Annotated in this window: 15 protein-coding genes; 5 read left to right on the top strand and 10 right to left on the bottom strand. The window is 64.2% G+C overall.

Features of this window, described 5'->3' with window-relative positions; translation table 11 throughout:
• Nucleotides 1-8 precede the first annotated feature (8 nt).
• From KJP29_RS02960 to KJP29_RS02930, 7 genes are all read right to left on the bottom strand, one after another.
• Complete coding sequence (locus KJP29_RS02960; RefSeq protein WP_218462056.1) at nt 9-872, bottom strand: lysophospholipid acyltransferase family protein; 864 nt, start codon at nt 870-872, stop codon at nt 9-11.
• 117 nt (nt 873-989) lie between these two features.
• Complete coding sequence (locus tag KJP29_RS02955; protein ID WP_218462055.1) at nt 990-1,268, bottom strand: HPr family phosphocarrier protein; 279 nt, start codon at nt 1,266-1,268, stop codon at nt 990-992.
• A gap of 13 nt (nt 1,269-1,281) precedes the next feature.
• Nucleotides 1,282-1,674 carry a PTS fructose transporter subunit IIA gene (locus KJP29_RS02950; RefSeq protein ID WP_218462054.1) on the bottom strand — a complete coding sequence of 131 codons (393 nt, stop codon included), beginning with the start codon at nt 1,672-1,674 and terminating at the stop codon, nt 1,282-1,284.
• A gap of 30 nt (nt 1,675-1,704) precedes the next feature.
• Nucleotides 1,705-2,613 carry an RNase adapter RapZ gene (gene rapZ / locus KJP29_RS02945; RefSeq protein WP_218462053.1) on the bottom strand — a complete coding sequence of 303 codons (909 nt, stop codon included), beginning with the start codon at nt 2,611-2,613 and terminating at the stop codon, nt 1,705-1,707.
• Nucleotides 2,610-3,044 (bottom strand): HPr kinase/phosphorylase, encoded by a 435-nt coding sequence (locus KJP29_RS02940; RefSeq protein WP_218462052.1) that lies wholly within the window; start codon nt 3,042-3,044, stop codon nt 2,610-2,612. Before KJP29_RS02940 ends, rapZ begins: the two co-directional genes overlap by 4 nt.
• Nucleotides 3,044-4,789 (bottom strand): sensor N-terminal transmembrane domain-containing protein, encoded by a 1,746-nt coding sequence (locus tag KJP29_RS02935; protein ID WP_370630762.1) that lies wholly within the window; start codon nt 4,787-4,789, stop codon nt 3,044-3,046. The genes KJP29_RS02940 and KJP29_RS02935 overlap by 1 nt, the downstream gene beginning before the upstream one ends.
• A 30-nt stretch (nt 4,790-4,819) precedes the next feature.
• Nucleotides 4,820-5,521 (bottom strand): response regulator transcription factor, encoded by a 702-nt coding sequence (locus KJP29_RS02930; protein WP_218462051.1) that lies wholly within the window; start codon nt 5,519-5,521, stop codon nt 4,820-4,822.
• A 392-nt stretch (nt 5,522-5,913) separates the two neighbouring features.
• Between KJP29_RS02930 and KJP29_RS02925 the strand changes: the two genes are divergently transcribed.
• Together KJP29_RS02925 and KJP29_RS02920 are read left to right on the top strand one after the other, a co-directional pair.
• Complete coding sequence (locus tag KJP29_RS02925; protein WP_218462050.1) at nt 5,914-7,512, top strand: phosphoenolpyruvate carboxykinase; 1,599 nt, start codon at nt 5,914-5,916, stop codon at nt 7,510-7,512.
• Nucleotides 7,513-7,626: 114 nt separating this feature from the next.
• Entirely contained in the window at nt 7,627-8,163 is a 537-nt protein-coding gene (locus tag KJP29_RS02920) for a DUF3859 domain-containing protein (RefSeq protein ID WP_218462049.1), read from the top strand.
• A 3-nt stretch (nt 8,164-8,166) separates the two neighbouring features.
• Here the strand turns inward: KJP29_RS02920 and KJP29_RS02915 are convergent, their stop codons facing one another.
• Nucleotides 8,167-8,940 carry a sulfite exporter TauE/SafE family protein gene (locus KJP29_RS02915; RefSeq protein WP_218462048.1) on the bottom strand — a complete coding sequence of 258 codons (774 nt, stop codon included), beginning with the start codon at nt 8,938-8,940 and terminating at the stop codon, nt 8,167-8,169.
• A 178-nt stretch (nt 8,941-9,118) separates the two neighbouring features.
• Between KJP29_RS02915 and KJP29_RS02910 the strand changes: the two genes are divergently transcribed.
• Nucleotides 9,119-10,789 carry an acyl-CoA dehydrogenase family protein gene (locus tag KJP29_RS02910; protein WP_218462047.1) on the top strand — a complete coding sequence of 557 codons (1,671 nt, stop codon included), beginning with the start codon at nt 9,119-9,121 and terminating at the stop codon, nt 10,787-10,789.
• Nucleotides 10,790-10,830: 41 nt separating this feature from the next.
• On the opposite strand, the gene KJP29_RS02905 is transcribed toward KJP29_RS02910, so the two are convergent.
• The gene (locus tag KJP29_RS02905; protein ID WP_218462046.1) at nt 10,831-11,160 is read right to left on the bottom strand and encodes an AzlD domain-containing protein; all 330 of its coding nucleotides are present in this window, start codon (nt 11,158-11,160) and stop codon (nt 10,831-10,833) included.
• Nucleotides 11,157-11,870 (bottom strand): AzlC family ABC transporter permease, encoded by a 714-nt coding sequence (locus KJP29_RS02900; protein WP_218462045.1) that lies wholly within the window; start codon nt 11,868-11,870, stop codon nt 11,157-11,159. Before KJP29_RS02900 ends, KJP29_RS02905 begins: the two co-directional genes overlap by 4 nt.
• 109 nt (nt 11,871-11,979) lie before the next feature.
• On the opposite strand from KJP29_RS02900, the gene mobA reads away from it, so the two are divergent.
• Together mobA and KJP29_RS02890 are read left to right on the top strand one after the other, a co-directional pair.
• A complete protein-coding gene (gene mobA / locus KJP29_RS02895) occupies nt 11,980-12,579 on the top strand; it encodes a molybdenum cofactor guanylyltransferase MobA (protein WP_255553406.1) in 600 nt (199 codons plus the stop codon).
• A 176-nt stretch (nt 12,580-12,755) separates the two neighbouring features.
• Entirely contained in the window at nt 12,756-13,904 is a 1,149-nt protein-coding gene (locus KJP29_RS02890) for a phosphoserine transaminase (RefSeq protein WP_218462044.1), read from the top strand.
• Nucleotides 13,905-13,936: the final 32 nt, after the last annotated feature.

Here is a 13,936-nt window from a genome sequence, read left to right as displayed (position 1 = left end):
CAGGAACCTCAGTGCGACAGGGACAGGGTATGCTCCCTGAGCCAGGCGATGAACCCGCGCGGATCGGACGTCAGCCGTTCTTTCTGCTCGTCGCTCAAGGGCGCACCGATGGTCGGGCTGTGCGGCATGTTGCAGGCCCGGACGATCTCGTGGATCAGGAGCCCCTGCCGCAGGGTGGCCGAGACCTTGTTCGCGATGTTGTAGGCGCGGGTGTTGTGGCCGTGGAAGTGGATCGGCACGACCTCGGCTCCGGACCGGCGGATGAGCTGGGCGGTGAACAGGTTCCACTCTTTTTCGACCGGTTTGCCGAACCAGGTTTCCGACGCCGCGACCACGCCCGAGGGGAAGACGGCGATCACGCCGCCGGACTTCAGCCGCTCCATCGCCTGCTTGCGCATTTCCACACCTTTTTCCTGGGCTTCCGGGTCATGCGGGAAGGGCACCGGGATCAGGAAGGAGCTCGCCACCTCGTCCAGCCCGGTCAGGACCGAACGGGTCAGGATCTGGAAATCGGGCCGCACCCGAGCTATGAGCTCGGCCATGATCATGCCATCGACCAGCCCATGGGTGTGGTTCGCGACCACGACGACGGGCCCGGTCTTGGGGATGTTGGCGAATTGCTCCTCGGGCGTCAGGATGTCGATCCGCATCGCCTTGAGCGCGCCTGACCAGAAGTCGATGCCGGTGGGCGCGCCGAGCCGTTCAAACCGGCGGATCATCTGGAAGATCTTCAACTTGCCGGTCAGCATCTCCATGAAGCGGATCAGATGCTCCTGCACCTTGTTGTCGAAGGTGTTGGCATAGGTCAGATCACGCTTGGAATAGGTGTGGTTCGCGGCAGGCCGTTCCGGGCTATGCGAGACGTCGGTCATGGCCTTTGTCCCACGCGCACGCTGCGTCCTGCGCGAGGCAGCGCCGGGTGCGATGTTCTTGACCGATTGTTCCAAAAGGGGTGCCCCCTGCTGTTCCGACTCTCGTGGCACTCTGTTCTACATGCCTTCGCCAAACTTGTCAGCCACCAGCGCATCCAGCGCGGCGATGAGTGCCTCGGCGTCGGGTCCGGAGGTTTCGACCTCGATCTCGCTGCCCCGGCTCGCCGCCAGCATGAGAAGTCCCATGATCGAGTCGCCTTCCGCCTCCATCCCATCCTTGGATACGCGGGCGCGGGCATTGTGGTTCTCTACCACTTCGACGAATTTCGCGCTGGCCCGTGCATGAAGGCCCTTTTCGTTCACGATTTTCATCTTGCGAGCAAGCGAGGTGGTCATCTCCGACGGTCTCCTAGGATGTGGCGCCGTCGATGGCGTCGATGTATTTGCGACCCGCCGCAAGTGCCGCGCGGGTCGCTTCTTCCACGGTCCCATGCCGGGATTTGGCCAGCTTGACAAGCATCGGCAGGTTTGCGCCGTAAAGGATCTTGCGGTTCTGGCCGGTGCAGGCCGGCAAGGACAGGTTCGAAGGCGAACCGCCGAACATGTCCACCACGACGATCACGCCGTCGCCCGAGTCGACGGCGTCAGCGGCAGCCATGATTTCGTCTTTCTTTATGGTCCTGTCACAATCTGCTGCGATACGGATCGCGCGGACTCCCTCCATCTTGCCGACGACGTGCTCGACGGCAGAAAGATATTCGCTGGCAAGTCCGCCATGCGCCACGATCACGATACCGATCACGCGCTCAAACCTCGACCTTTGGTCCCTGCTCTATGCGCCACTGCCCGTACGTGCGCCATTCCGGCGATCGTCCCCATGACGTTCAAGCTCCCGATGCCTAATTGACACTTGCCCCCCCTTGTCTGCAAGGGCCTTGGCCATAGTTTCCGCAAGGGTAACCGAACGGTGACGCCCCCCGGTGCAGCCGAATCCGATGGCCAGATGCGATTTCCCCTCGGCGGCATAGGCCGGCAGGAGAAAAGTGACAAGATCGCTGACCTTGTCGAAGAACGGCGCAAACCGGGGATCTTCGACGACAAAAGCCTGAACCGCCGGGTCGAGCCCGGTCAAAGGGCGCAGCGCCGCATCCCAATGGGGATTGCGCAGGAAACGCACGTCGAACACGAGGTCGAGCCCGCGCGGAAGGCCACGCTTGTAGGAAAAACTCTGGATCGACAGCGACAGATCCGCGTCGTTGGTCGAGAATTGGCGTTGGACCTCGGACTTCAGGTCGTGCGGCGTCATTTCAGAAGTGTCGATCAGTGCATCCGCCCGCAGCTTGATGGGCTCGAGCAGATCGATCTCGCGCGCGATGCCGGCGGCGGGGGTTTCGTCGGGGGAAAGCGGATGGCGACGGCGGGTTTCCGAGAATCTCTGTGCAAGGACCTCGGGCCGGCAATCGAGGTAGAGCACCTCGGCCCGCCCGTTCGGCTCCTGCTCGACCCCTTCGATCAGGTCGAGCACCGCCGCCGTCGAAAACTCCCTGTTGCGCACGTCGATGCCCAGGGCGATGGGGTGGTCATGCGGGCTGGCCAGAAGGCGCGGGATGAAGGACAGGGGCAGGTTGTCGATGACCTCGAAGCCCACGTCCTCGAGCGCCCGGATCGCCGTGGAACGCCCTGCGCCGGACGGCCCGGTGACCAGCACCACGCGTGGCGGGCTGTAGTCGTTGTCGTTCATCTCGCCCGCCCTCCGGTCATGAGCGCCCAGATGGCGGCGGGGAAGGACGCATTGTCAACCCGATGGAGGCAGGGCACCTGGCAGCCGGCGACCTCGGCGGACCGTTCAGGGGGCAGACGGTCGGTTTCCGGAACGTCCATCTCGATGACGAGCGCCAGAGGGGCCCGGTTCGCATGTGGAACGCGCAGGAGCCCGACACCCCGCGCTTCGATCACGCCTTCCATTCGGCCGGTGCCCGTAAGGATCGGCCAACCATCGGGTCCGGGGTCGATCCGCGTGATGTCATCCGAAATCAGCTGTGCGCCGCGCGTGACAAGGTCGAGCGCGAGGCTCGATTTCCCGGTTCCCGAGCCACCCCGGATCAGCAGGCCACGTCCCTCCACCGCGACCGAGGACGCGTGCAGGAATCCTGCCCCCTTGGGGATGTCCATCAGGTCGGAAGACCCACGACGAAGCGCGCGCCCAGCGGTTCCGACGTGATGTCGGCGTCGGTGGGGCGGATGTTCTCGGCCCAGATCACGCCGCCATGGGCCTCGACGATCTGCTTGGAGATCGCGAGCCCGAGGCCCGAGTTGTTGCCGAACTGGCCTTCGGGCCGTTCGGAATAGAAGCGGTTGAAGATCTTGGTCAGCGCCTCTTCGGGAATGCCGGGGCCGGTGTCTTCCACGACCACGAGCACGCGATTGTCACGATGCCGCGCCCAGACGCGGATCGCGTCGCCCTCTTCGCAGAAGGACAGCGCATTGGTAATCAGGTTGACGAAGACCTGCGCAAGCCGCGCCTCGAGCCCCGAAATGACGATCGGATCGGCGGGCAGATCGGAGATGAAGTCCACGCCCTTGGACTGGGCTTCGCCGCCCAGGTACTCGGTCAGGTTGCGGATCATCTTGAGAAGATCGAAGCTCTCCTCCTCTTCCTTCACCAGCTCGCTGTCGAGGCGCGAGGCATTGGAGATGTCGCTTACCAGCCGATCCAGACGCCGCACGTCATGGTCGATGACGTCGAGCAGTCGGTCGCGTTGTTCTTCCTTCTTGGCCACACGCAGCGTGCCCACCGCGGACCGCAGCGAGGCGAGCGGGTTCTTGATCTCATGCGCCACGTCGGCGGCGAATTGTTCGTTCGCGTCGATACGGTCATAAAGCGCCGCGACCATGCCGCGCAGGGCCTTGGACAGACGTCCGATTTCGTCGGGCCGGCCCGACAGGTCGGGAATACGCACCCGGCCCGCGTTCACCTGACCATTGTTGCGGTCGCGTCCGATTTCGGCGGCGGCGGCCAGATCGGCGAGCGGGTTCGCGATGGTCGAGGCGAGCACCAGCGACAGGCCAATGGACACGAGGATGGCGATCACGAACATCTGGAGCACCTGTTCGCGCTCTGCCCGGACCAGCGCGTCAAGTTCGCCCCCGACCGAGGTGAGGGCGACCGCCCCCTGCACCTCTCCCGCGATGGTGATCGGCGTTACCACCGTGAACCGCGTGGCTCCCGTTGCGTCCTGGCCTCCCATGATGCGGGTATTGCCTTCGTAGACGTCCGGCAAAAGCTCGGTCGCCAGAGCCACATTGTCGACCGGGATCGGCGCGTCGTTGGTGCGCGCTGCGATAAGCCCCGCGACCGCTTCCCAGATATTGGACAGGAAGTCGGTGATGATGGTCGAGCGTTCGTCCCCCTTCAGCCCGAGCACCTCGGGTTGCGCGCGTTCCATGCCCTCGTTTGTGGCCAGCACATTGCCCGCCCCGTCGAAGACCGTGATTTCGCCGCCGTCCCGGATTCCGGTTTCCGACAGGATCACGCGCACCAGTTCCGGCGTCAGTCCAACGGCCGGCGCAGGGGTGTCCGTGTCGCCGTCGCCTGGCGTGCCCGCCGGAGTTGCGGACAGGGTCTGGTGCACTTCGAACACCTCGGCGACCAGTTCGGCCGTGGCCACCATGGCGCGCTCCCGCTGGGCGACGAGGCTGTCGCGCACCGGGTTGAGGTACAGCACGCCAGCCACGAGGACGACGAGACCCAAGAGATTGAAGGTGATGATCTTGCGGGCGAGCGGCGAGCGGTTGATGGAGATCTTGCGTCGCGACCGTCGGTCCAGCAGAGCGCTGTCGGCGTTGGACTGGGGGTCGACCCAATCCTCGCCCAGCACCACATCGGCGCCGTCATGGCTCGCTTGCGTATCGCGCACCAAGGTTACTCCTGCTCTCGTGCCGCGAACTTATTCTTCGTTGTAACGGTAACCGATGCCGTAAAGCGTCTCAATCGCCGAGAATTCGTCGTCCACCGTCCGCATCTTTTTCCGCAGCCGCTTGATGTGGCTGTCGATGGTACGGTCGTCCACATAGACCTGATCGTCATAGGCCACGTCCATGAGCTGATCCCGGGATTTCACGAAGCCGGGCCGCTGCGCGAGCGCCTGCAAGAGCAGGAACTCGGTCACGGTGAGCGACACGTCGCGCCCTTTCCAGGTCACCGCGTGACGCAGCGGATCCATGGTCAGCTGGCCGCGCTGCATGACCTTGTTTTCCTCGGTGTCCGGCATGACCACGCCTTCGATCGCTTCCTGACGGCGCAGGAGCGCCCGGATGCGTTCGACCAGAAGACGCTGGGAAAACGGTTTCTTCACATAGTCGTCAGCGCCCATGCGCAGGCCCAGAACCTCGTCGATCTCGTCGTCCTTGGAGGTGAGGAAGATCACCGGCATGTTGGTTTTCTGGCGCACCCGCTGAAGCAGGTCCATGCCGTCCATGCGGGGCATCTTGATGTCGAAGACGGCCATATCGGGGAGCTTCTTGTTGAAGGCGTCCAATGCCTGTTGGCCGTCGTTGTAGGTTTCGACCTCGAAGCCCTCGGCCTCCAGAGTCATCGAAACCGACGTCAGGATGTTCCTGTCGTCGTCAACCAATGCAATCCTCGACATATAGAGGGATCCTTATGCTGCTCGTTTTGTGCCAATTTTTTGCGTTCATAGAATCCCGTTTCCATTCCGGAATCAATAAGCAACTGCGAATCGGCACAGTCAGTGAGTCCATTGGGCACCACTACTTGTTAATATTGGCCTGATTTTGGCAGCCCCGGAGGGGCCTCGGGCCGGGGGCGACACTTGGTTGCGCAAACAGGGTAAATGGTATCGCTAACGTTTCAAAGCGCCCTGTTCAGTCACAAAAACGACATGTAATACGGGGCCACGTTCTGCCTGTTGCGGGCAAGGGCGAGTCCCGGCGTTTCTCTGGCCCACCTGGACCATGGCCACGAAACGGGGCGTCTCTTTGGAAACATCTGGCCGGCCTGACCGGCGCGAGGAGCAAACCGATGACCATTGGACGGGTGAACCCTTCTTACCGTTTGGAAGAGCAAGGCATCGCGGGACTTGGCAACGTCTATTACAACCTGATCGAACCGGCGCTGATCGAAGAATCCCTGAAGCGTGGTGAAGGTCATCTTGGCAAAGGCGGCACGATGCTCGTCTCGACCGGCAAACATACCGGACGGTCGCCCAAGGACAAATTCGTCGTCGAAACCGAGAACGTGAAGGATTCGATCTGGTGGGAAAACAACCCGCCGATGGATCCGGCGAAGTTCGACCTGCTCTATGCCGACATGATCGAGCACATGAAGGGCCGTGACTATTTCGTGCAGGACCTCTTCGGCGGGGCCGATCCGGCCAACCGTCTCGACGTGCGCCTCGTGACCGAACTGGCCTGGCATAATCTCTTCATCCGTCACATGTTGCGCCGCCCCGAGCGGTCGGAGCTGGATGACTTCGTGCCTGAGTTCACCATCATCAACTGCCCGTCGTTTAAAGCCGATGCCGCGAAGCATGGCTGCCGGTCGGAAACCGTGATCGCGCTCAACTTCGAGAAGAAGATCATCCTCATCGGCGGTACCGAATACGCGGGCGAGAACAAGAAGTCGGTTTTCACGCTTCTCAACTACATCCTGCCCGAGCGTGGCATCATGCCGATGCATTGCTCGGCCAACCACGCTCCGGGCAACCCGGTCGACACCGCGATCTTCTTCGGCCTCTCCGGCACCGGCAAGACGACGCTCTCGGCCGATCCCACCCGCGTGCTCATCGGTGACGACGAACACGGCTGGTCGGACCGCGGCACCTTCAACTTCGAAGGCGGCTGCTACGCGAAAACGATCAACCTCTCGGCCGAAGCCGAGCCCGAGATCTACAACACCTGCTCGATGTTCGGCACCGTGATCGAGAACATGGTCTATGACGAAGACACCAAGGAACTGGACTTCGAAGACAACTCGATCACCGACAACATGCGCTGTGCCTATCCGCTGGACTATATCTCCAACGCGTCGGCGACCTCGCTTGGCGGTCATCCCAAGAACATCATCATGCTGACCTGCGATGCCTATGGCGTGCTGCCGCCCATCGCGCGGCTGACCCCGGCGCAGGCGATGTATCATTTCCTCTCGGGCTTCACATCGAAAACCCCGGGCACCGAAGTCGGCGTGACCGAACCGATCCCGACTTTCTCGACCTGCTTCGGCGCGCCCTTCATGCCGCGTCGGCCCGAAGAATACGGCAAGCTCCTGCAAGGCAAGATCGCCAAGCATGGCGCGACCTGCTGGCTTGTGAACACCGGCTGGACCGGCGGCGCCTACGGCACCGGCTCGCGGATGCCGATCAAGGCGACCCGCGCGCTCCTCGCGGCCGCCCTCGACGGCTCGCTGTCCGACGTGGAATTCCGCAAGGACGCGAACTTCGGCTTCGAGGTTCCGGTGCAGGTGGACGGCGTCGCCGAGGTGCTGCTCGACCCGCGCCGGACCTGGGACGACAAATCGGCCTATGACGCGCAGGCCGAGAAGCTCGTGCAGATGTTCGCGAAGAACTTCGAGAAATACGAAGCCTATATCGACGACGACGTGCGCGCCGCCGCCATCGGCTAGGACTTCACCGCAAGGTGACCGCAACGCCCCGCCCATCCGGCGGGGCGTTCGCATTTGGGGGGTGACAGGGGGGCGGCGAATGTCGAAGGTCGGTCCAACCCGGAAGGCCGTTTCATGTTTCCCATTCGCGCTCTCGCCCTGTCTCTCGTGCTTGCTCCCGCGCCGGTATTGGCCGCCGATCACGTCACTTCGCCCATGATCCTCGAGGATTTCGGTATCTTCTGCCCGCGCGAAAGTTCAGGACAGCGCGAGGCCCCCGGCACTGAACGCGGCTTCATCGAATTGATCGAGGGCGAGGTGCATCCGGATTTCTTCGGCAATATCGTGCCCGGCACCCTGGACATCAGCTTCGGCATCCGATTCATGCTCGAACCCGGTCAGGGAGAGCGCGTGGTGGACGTCGTGACTTCGCACCCGCCGATGGGTCCCACCGGCGCCACTGAAGAACGCTACGACAGTATCGTGAACGATTTCTCCGCCTCGATCTCGCTCTTCACCTTCGACGATCCCTACGAGGTGGTGCTGGGCGAATGGTCCTTCGCCGTCGAACTCGACGGGGTCGAGGTCCTCCGAAAGACCTTCGTCGTGGTGCCGCCGGACGACACACTCGTCTCGCCCGCGCTCTGCCGGGGTCCCTCGCTCATGATGTGAGGCTCAGGCGATCAGCCCCCGCCGGATCAGGTTCAGCCCCGCGATCACAAGGACGAAGAGCATCGCACGACGGAAGGTCGCCTGTGGCATCCGGTCATGCACCAGATAACCAAGCCCCATCCCGACCAGCGCCGGCACGACCGCAGCCAGTGACAACGGCAAGGTCTCCGCGTTCAGCACGCCCGAGCGCAGATGCGCCAGCAAGAGCACGACCGCGCCCAGACCATAAATCACCCCCTGCACGCGCATCGCCTCGGCCTTGGGCGCGTCGATGGCGGTCAGGTAAAGAACGGTGGGCGGCCCCCAGATCCCGGACATGCCCCCGATGAACCCCGCCACGGCACCAATGATCGTTTCGTCCCGTGTCCGCGTGTCAGACCGCAGGCGCAGCGTCCAGCCGACGAGTTGCACGGTCCCGAAGACCACCAGCGGCCCCCCGATGGCAAGGAACAGAACCCGGTCGGGGATCACCGCGACAAGCTGGGCCGAGATCGAGATGAAAAGCACGACCATTCCCAGGTAGACCCGGAAGCGCCAGGCCGAGGCCAATGCCGCCCTCCATCCTTGTCGCGAGGCCTGCCAGACATTCGCGACAAAGGTCGGCGCGATCAGAACCGCGAGTGCCAGTTCGGCGGGCAGAAAGCTCCCCAGCCCGGAAATCGTGATCATCGGCAGGGCGAAACCCACCGCGCCTTTGACGAAGCCGGCCATGAAGAGCACCATCGTGCCTGCCAGGAACATCCAGACGGGCAGGTCGGAGAAGAGCGTCGCATCCATGAGACTTGCCTAACCCTGTCTGACGACCTGCGCAGCACCAATCTGCGCTCATCTGTCGCGACATTTTCGTGCGCGTTTCGCTGCGACTGCGAATTAATATTGCGCTGCAACTGCAAAATACCTATCACCAACTGGACCGATTCACGCCGCCCAACACGCGCCAGCGACGGAGGATGACATGCCGAAGGACGCCATCATGACCCAGCCCCTGCTCGACGACCTGCTCGCCAAGACCGGTGCCATCGTCGCCCCGGCCGAACATCTCCTCGCCACTGCAACCGACCGCGTGCGCGCGGCGGTGTCCGACGGCGGCAAGGTGAGCGCTGCGCTTCTCGAGGAACACCAGACCGCCGCCCACGGCCTGTCCTGGCTCGCCACCTATGTGGAAAGCCTCCGCCAGATGCAGAAATGGGCCGAAAAACTGGTGGACGAGGGTCGTCTGGGAGAAATGGAGCGCCTGATCCTCCAGATCGCCTTCGGCGAATACGTGATGCAGATCGCGGGCGGTATTCCGATGTCGCAAAACGAAATCGTGCGCCCCGCCGACATGTTCCTGACCGCCGCCGATCTTGCCGGCCTGATCGAGGCTGCCGCCCCTGTCACGGAAGCGGGCAATACGACCGCCGCCCGGATGAGGCTCGTCTCGCTGATGAAGGACAACGCGGGCCACGCCACCTTCGGCGCCACCGGGCTCGACGAAGAGCTGGAGATGATCCGCGACCAGTTCCGCCGCTATGCCGACGAGAACGTGACCCCCTTCGCTCATGAGTGGCACCTGAAGGACGAGCTGATCCCGATGTCGGTGATCGAGGAGCTGGCCGACATGGGCGTTTTCGGGCTGACGATCCCCGAGAACCTCGGCGGGCTCGGCCTGTCCAAGGCCTCGATGGTCGTGGTCTCGGAAGAGCTGTCGCGCGGCTATATCGGGGTCGGCTCGCTTGGCACCCGTTCCGAGATCGCCGCCGAACTGATCCTCGCGGGCGGCACGGACGAGCAGAAGGCCGAATGGCTGCCCAAGATCGCGGCGGGCGAGGTTCTGCCCACCGCCGTTTTTACCGAGCCCAACACCGGCTCGGACCTCGGCTCCCTGCGCACCCGCGCGGTGCGTGAGGGCGACGACTACTTCGTCACCGGCAACAAGACCTGGATCACCCATGCCGCGCGGGCGAGCGTGATGACGCTCCTCACCCGGACCGATCCGAACACCTCGGACTACAAGGGCCTGTCGATGTTTCTGGCGGAAAAGACGCCGGGAACGGACGACGACCCCTTCCCGACCCCCGGCATGACCGGCGGCGAGATCGAGGTTCTGGGCTACCGCGGCATGAAGGAATACGAGCTCGGGTTCGACGGCTTCAAGGTGCCCGCCGCCAATCTTCTGGGCGGGGTCGAAGGTCAGGGCTTCAAGCAGCTCATGCAGACCTTTGAGAGCGCCCGCATCCAGACCGCCGCCCGCGCCATCGGCGTGGCACAATCGGCGCTGGAGGTCGGGATGCAATATGCCATGGACCGCAAGCAGTTCGGCAAGTCGTTGATCGAGTTTCCCCGCGTCGCCGGCAAGCTCGCCATGATGGCTGTCGAGATCATGGTGGCGCGCCAGCTCACCTATTTTTCGGCCTGGGAGAAGGACCACGACCGGCGCTGCGACCTCGAAGCCGGGATGGCCAAGCTTTTGGGTGCCCGCGTCGCCTGGGCCTGTGCGGACAACGCGTTGCAGATCCATGGCGGCAACGGCTTTGCGCTGGAATACCAGATCAGCCGCATCCTCTGCGACGCGCGCATCCTCAACATCTTCGAAGGTGCAGCTGAGATTCAAGCGCAGGTGATCGCGCGCCGCCTTCTGGGCTGAGGGTCGAGGGGATCACGCAGTGGAGCGGCGCGGCGCCGCTCCTATCCCACGAGCCAGAGCATAAGATAGAGCGTGCCCGCCCCGGTCATGATGGCCATGAGCACGTTCTTCGTCCAGACCCCTACCCCCAGCGTCACCACCGCGGCAGCGAGCCGTGACGGGTCCGGCACGCCCCCGGTCGCGGCAGGCCACAGGACCAGCGGCGCCACCAACCCCGGAATGACCGCGACCGGCGTATAGCGCAGCATCCGCAGCACCCAGGCGGGAAGCTCCCGGTCGCCGATGAGGCCCAGAAAGCTGAACCGGATCAGGAAGGTCCCGATGCCGAGAAGGACGATGACGATCCAGATCGTGCTGTCGGGAATGCTCATGCGCGTGCCCTCCGCCCCATGGCGACCTCGACCACCGATCCCGCGATCATCGCGCAGACCGCCGCGACGATGAGGCCCCAGCCATAGGGCATCCAGGCAAGCGCCAGCGCCAGCACCACCGAAGTTACCGCCGCGGCCACATGCGCCAGCGTCTTGAGCGCCGGCGCCACCATGGCGAGGAAGGTGATCGGCATCGCGAAATCGAGCGCGAAGCTCTCCGGAATGCGCCCGCCGACGACCGCGCCGAACCAGGTGCCCAGATACCAAAGTGGCGCGATCGGCAGGATGAGCCCCATCATGTAGGCGAACTTCTCGCCCATGCTTCGCTCCGGCTCGGCCTCGAAGCGCTCGATGCCCATGACGCCGCTCTGATCGACGAGGAAGTAAGCCGCGACTGCGCGTTTCCACAGCGGCAAGCCACCCAGATGGGGGGCGAGCGACGCGGAATACATGGCCATCCGCAGGTTCACGGCCAGCGACGTGGCCAGCACCATGTAGATCGGCGCCTGATCGACCATCTGGCTCACGGCGGCGAATTGTGACGCGCCGGCGATCACCAGAACGGTCATCGCCATTGTCTGGGCAAGGTCCAACCCAGCCTCGGTCGCCACCACGCCGAAAAGCATGCCGAAGGGCACGATGACGAGGATGAATGGCAGGCCATCCCTGGCGCCACGCGTGAACATATTGCGGTTCGGGGTCTGTGCCATGGGTCCTCCTGTGCGCCCGACAGGGCTATGCCCGACCGAGCCGAAGCGCAACCCGGACCTTGCGCAACGTGCCTTTCGCCCGCCGTGCGCGGCACATAGGATCAGGCGCATGGTGACGGACCTGACAGTCCCGCCGGGGGTCATCCTCGCTGGCGGCAGAGCACGACGGATGGGCGGGCTGGACAAGGCCTTCGTGGCGCTTGGCGGTCGCCCGTTGATCGACCATGTCATCGACCGGATCGGGCCGCAGGTGTCCCTCCTCGGTATCAGCGCCAACGGCGATCCGACGCGGTTCAACGCTGAACGGCCGGTGCTTCCCGATACCGTCGACGGGTTCCCCGGCCCCCTCGCCGGCGTGCTCGCGGCCATGGACTGGGCGGGTGAACTGGGGTCGCCCTGGGTCGTGACCGTGCCCACCGACACGCCGTTCCTGCCGGGAACTCTCGTCGCGCGCCTGCTGGACGCACAAGCCGCCAGCGCGGCACCGATCGTGTTGGCCGAAACGCCCGACGGCCTCCAACCGATCACCGGGCTCTGGTCGGCCGGCCTGTCCGGCGATCTGCACGCAACGCTGACCGCCGGGTCCTTCAAGGTCACTGATTTCACAATGGCCCATGGTGCCGTGAGCGTGCCCTTTTCCGAGCGCGACTTCTTCAACGTGAACACGCCCGAGGACCTTGCCCGCGCCGAGGTCATGCTGGCCCGCTAAGGCGACGCACCCCATTCGCTAGCCCGAAGTTTCCGATCCGCGTCACGCCGCGCCGCTTGCCGCGCCTGAAGGGTCGTTTTTGCTGCATTTTCCCTCTTGCCGGGACGCGCGCCGGGCCGTAGACGCGGCAGCGGGACACTCCGCCCCAACGCGGAGCGACTATCTGGAAGGATACCATGACCAACGCCCCCATGCCGGCTCAGCGCCCGGCCAATTCGCGCTTTTCTTCTGGCCCCTGTGCCAAACTCCCCGATTTCAATCTCGACATGCTCGCGGATGCCGCCCTCGGCCGGTCGCACCGTGCCGCCGTCGGCAAGAAGAAACTCAAGGATGCCATCGAAGGCACCCGCGAGATCCTTGGCGTTCCCGCCGACTACCGCATCGGCATCGTCCCGGCCTCCGACACCGGCGCCGTCGAAATGGCCATGTGGTCGATGCTGGGCGCGCGCGGCGTGACCATGCTCGCGTGGGAAAGCTTCGGCGCGGGCTGGGTCACGGACGTGGCCAAACAGCTCAAGCTCGACGCCAACATCCTTACCGCCGAATACGGCGCGTTGCCCGACCTGACCCAGATCGATTTCGCGACCGACGTCGTCTTCACCTGGAACGGCACCACTTCGGGCGTGCGCGTTCCCAATGGCGACTGGATCGCCGCCGACCGGGAAGGCCTCACGATCTGCGACGCGACCTCGGCCGCCTTCGCGATGGACCTGCCCTGGGACAAGCTCGATGTGACGACCTTCTCCTGGCAGAAGGTGCTGGGCGGCGAGGCCGCGCATGGCATGATCGTGCTCTCGCCCCGTGCCGTCGAGCGTCTGGAAAGCTACACCCCCGCCTGGCCCCTGCCGAAGATTTTCCGCATGACCAAGGGCGGCAAGCTGATCGAGGGCATCTTCGTCGGTGAAACCATCAACACGCCCTCCATGCTGGCGGTCGAGGATTACCTCGTCGCGCTCGATTGGGCGCGGTCCGTGGGCGGGCTCAAGGGCCTCATCGCCCGCGCCGATGCGAATGCCAAGGTCATCGCCGATTTCTGCGCCAAGACCCCCTGGCTCGAAAACCTCGCCACCGATCCGGCGACGGCGTCGAACACCTCGGTCTGCCTGAAGTTCGTCGACGAGCGCATCAAGGACGGCGCCGCTTTCGCGAAAGCCGTGGCCAAGCGGCTCGAAGCAGAAGGTGTCGCGCTCGACATCGGCGCCTATCGCGATGCGCCTGCTGGCCTTCGTATCTGGTGTGGCGGCACGGTCGAAACGGCCAATGTCGCGGCCCTGATGCCCTGGCTCGACTGGGCCTTCAACGAAGAGATCGCGGCGCAAGCCTGAGCGACCCCATTGCCCCGGGACACACCCGGGGC

Source organism: Maritimibacter sp. DP1N21-5 (assembly GCF_019218295.1).
Lineage (GTDB): Bacteria > Pseudomonadota > Alphaproteobacteria > Rhodobacterales > Rhodobacteraceae > Maritimibacter.
This window is presented reverse-complemented; position numbering and strand designations above follow the sequence as displayed.

Bases quoted from the DNA above. Each gene is read 5' to 3' on its own strand.
- KJP29_RS02955 (WP_218462055.1), bottom strand. From the start codon at position 1,268: ATGACCACCTCGCTTGCTCGCAAGATGAAAATCGTGAACGAAAAGGGC.
- KJP29_RS02900 (WP_218462045.1), bottom strand. From the start codon at position 11,870: ATGGCACAGACCCCGAACCGCAATATGTTCACGCGTGGCGCCAGGGAT.
- rapZ (WP_218462053.1), bottom strand. From the start codon at position 2,613: ATGAACGACAACGACTACAGCCCGCCACGCGTGGTGCTGGTCACCGGG.
- mobA (WP_255553406.1), top strand. From the start codon at position 11,980: ATGGTGACGGACCTGACAGTCCCGCCGGGGGTCATCCTCGCTGGCGGC.
- KJP29_RS02905 (WP_218462046.1), bottom strand. From the start codon at position 11,160: ATGAGCATTCCCGACAGCACGATCTGGATCGTCATCGTCCTTCTCGGC.
- KJP29_RS02910 (WP_218462047.1), top strand. From the start codon at position 9,119: ATGCCGAAGGACGCCATCATGACCCAGCCCCTGCTCGACGACCTGCTC.
- KJP29_RS02890 (WP_218462044.1), top strand. From the start codon at position 12,756: ATGACCAACGCCCCCATGCCGGCTCAGCGCCCGGCCAATTCGCGCTTT.
- KJP29_RS02960 (WP_218462056.1), bottom strand. From the start codon at position 872: ATGACCGACGTCTCGCATAGCCCGGAACGGCCTGCCGCGAACCACACC.
- KJP29_RS02930 (WP_218462051.1), bottom strand. From the start codon at position 5,521: ATGTCGAGGATTGCATTGGTTGACGACGACAGGAACATCCTGACGTCG.
- KJP29_RS02940 (WP_218462052.1), bottom strand. From the start codon at position 3,044: ATGGACATCCCCAAGGGGGCAGGATTCCTGCACGCGTCCTCGGTCGCG.
- KJP29_RS02920 (WP_218462049.1), top strand. From the start codon at position 7,627: ATGTTTCCCATTCGCGCTCTCGCCCTGTCTCTCGTGCTTGCTCCCGCG.
- KJP29_RS02925 (WP_218462050.1), top strand. From the start codon at position 5,914: ATGACCATTGGACGGGTGAACCCTTCTTACCGTTTGGAAGAGCAAGGC.
- KJP29_RS02915 (WP_218462048.1), bottom strand. From the start codon at position 8,940: ATGGATGCGACGCTCTTCTCCGACCTGCCCGTCTGGATGTTCCTGGCA.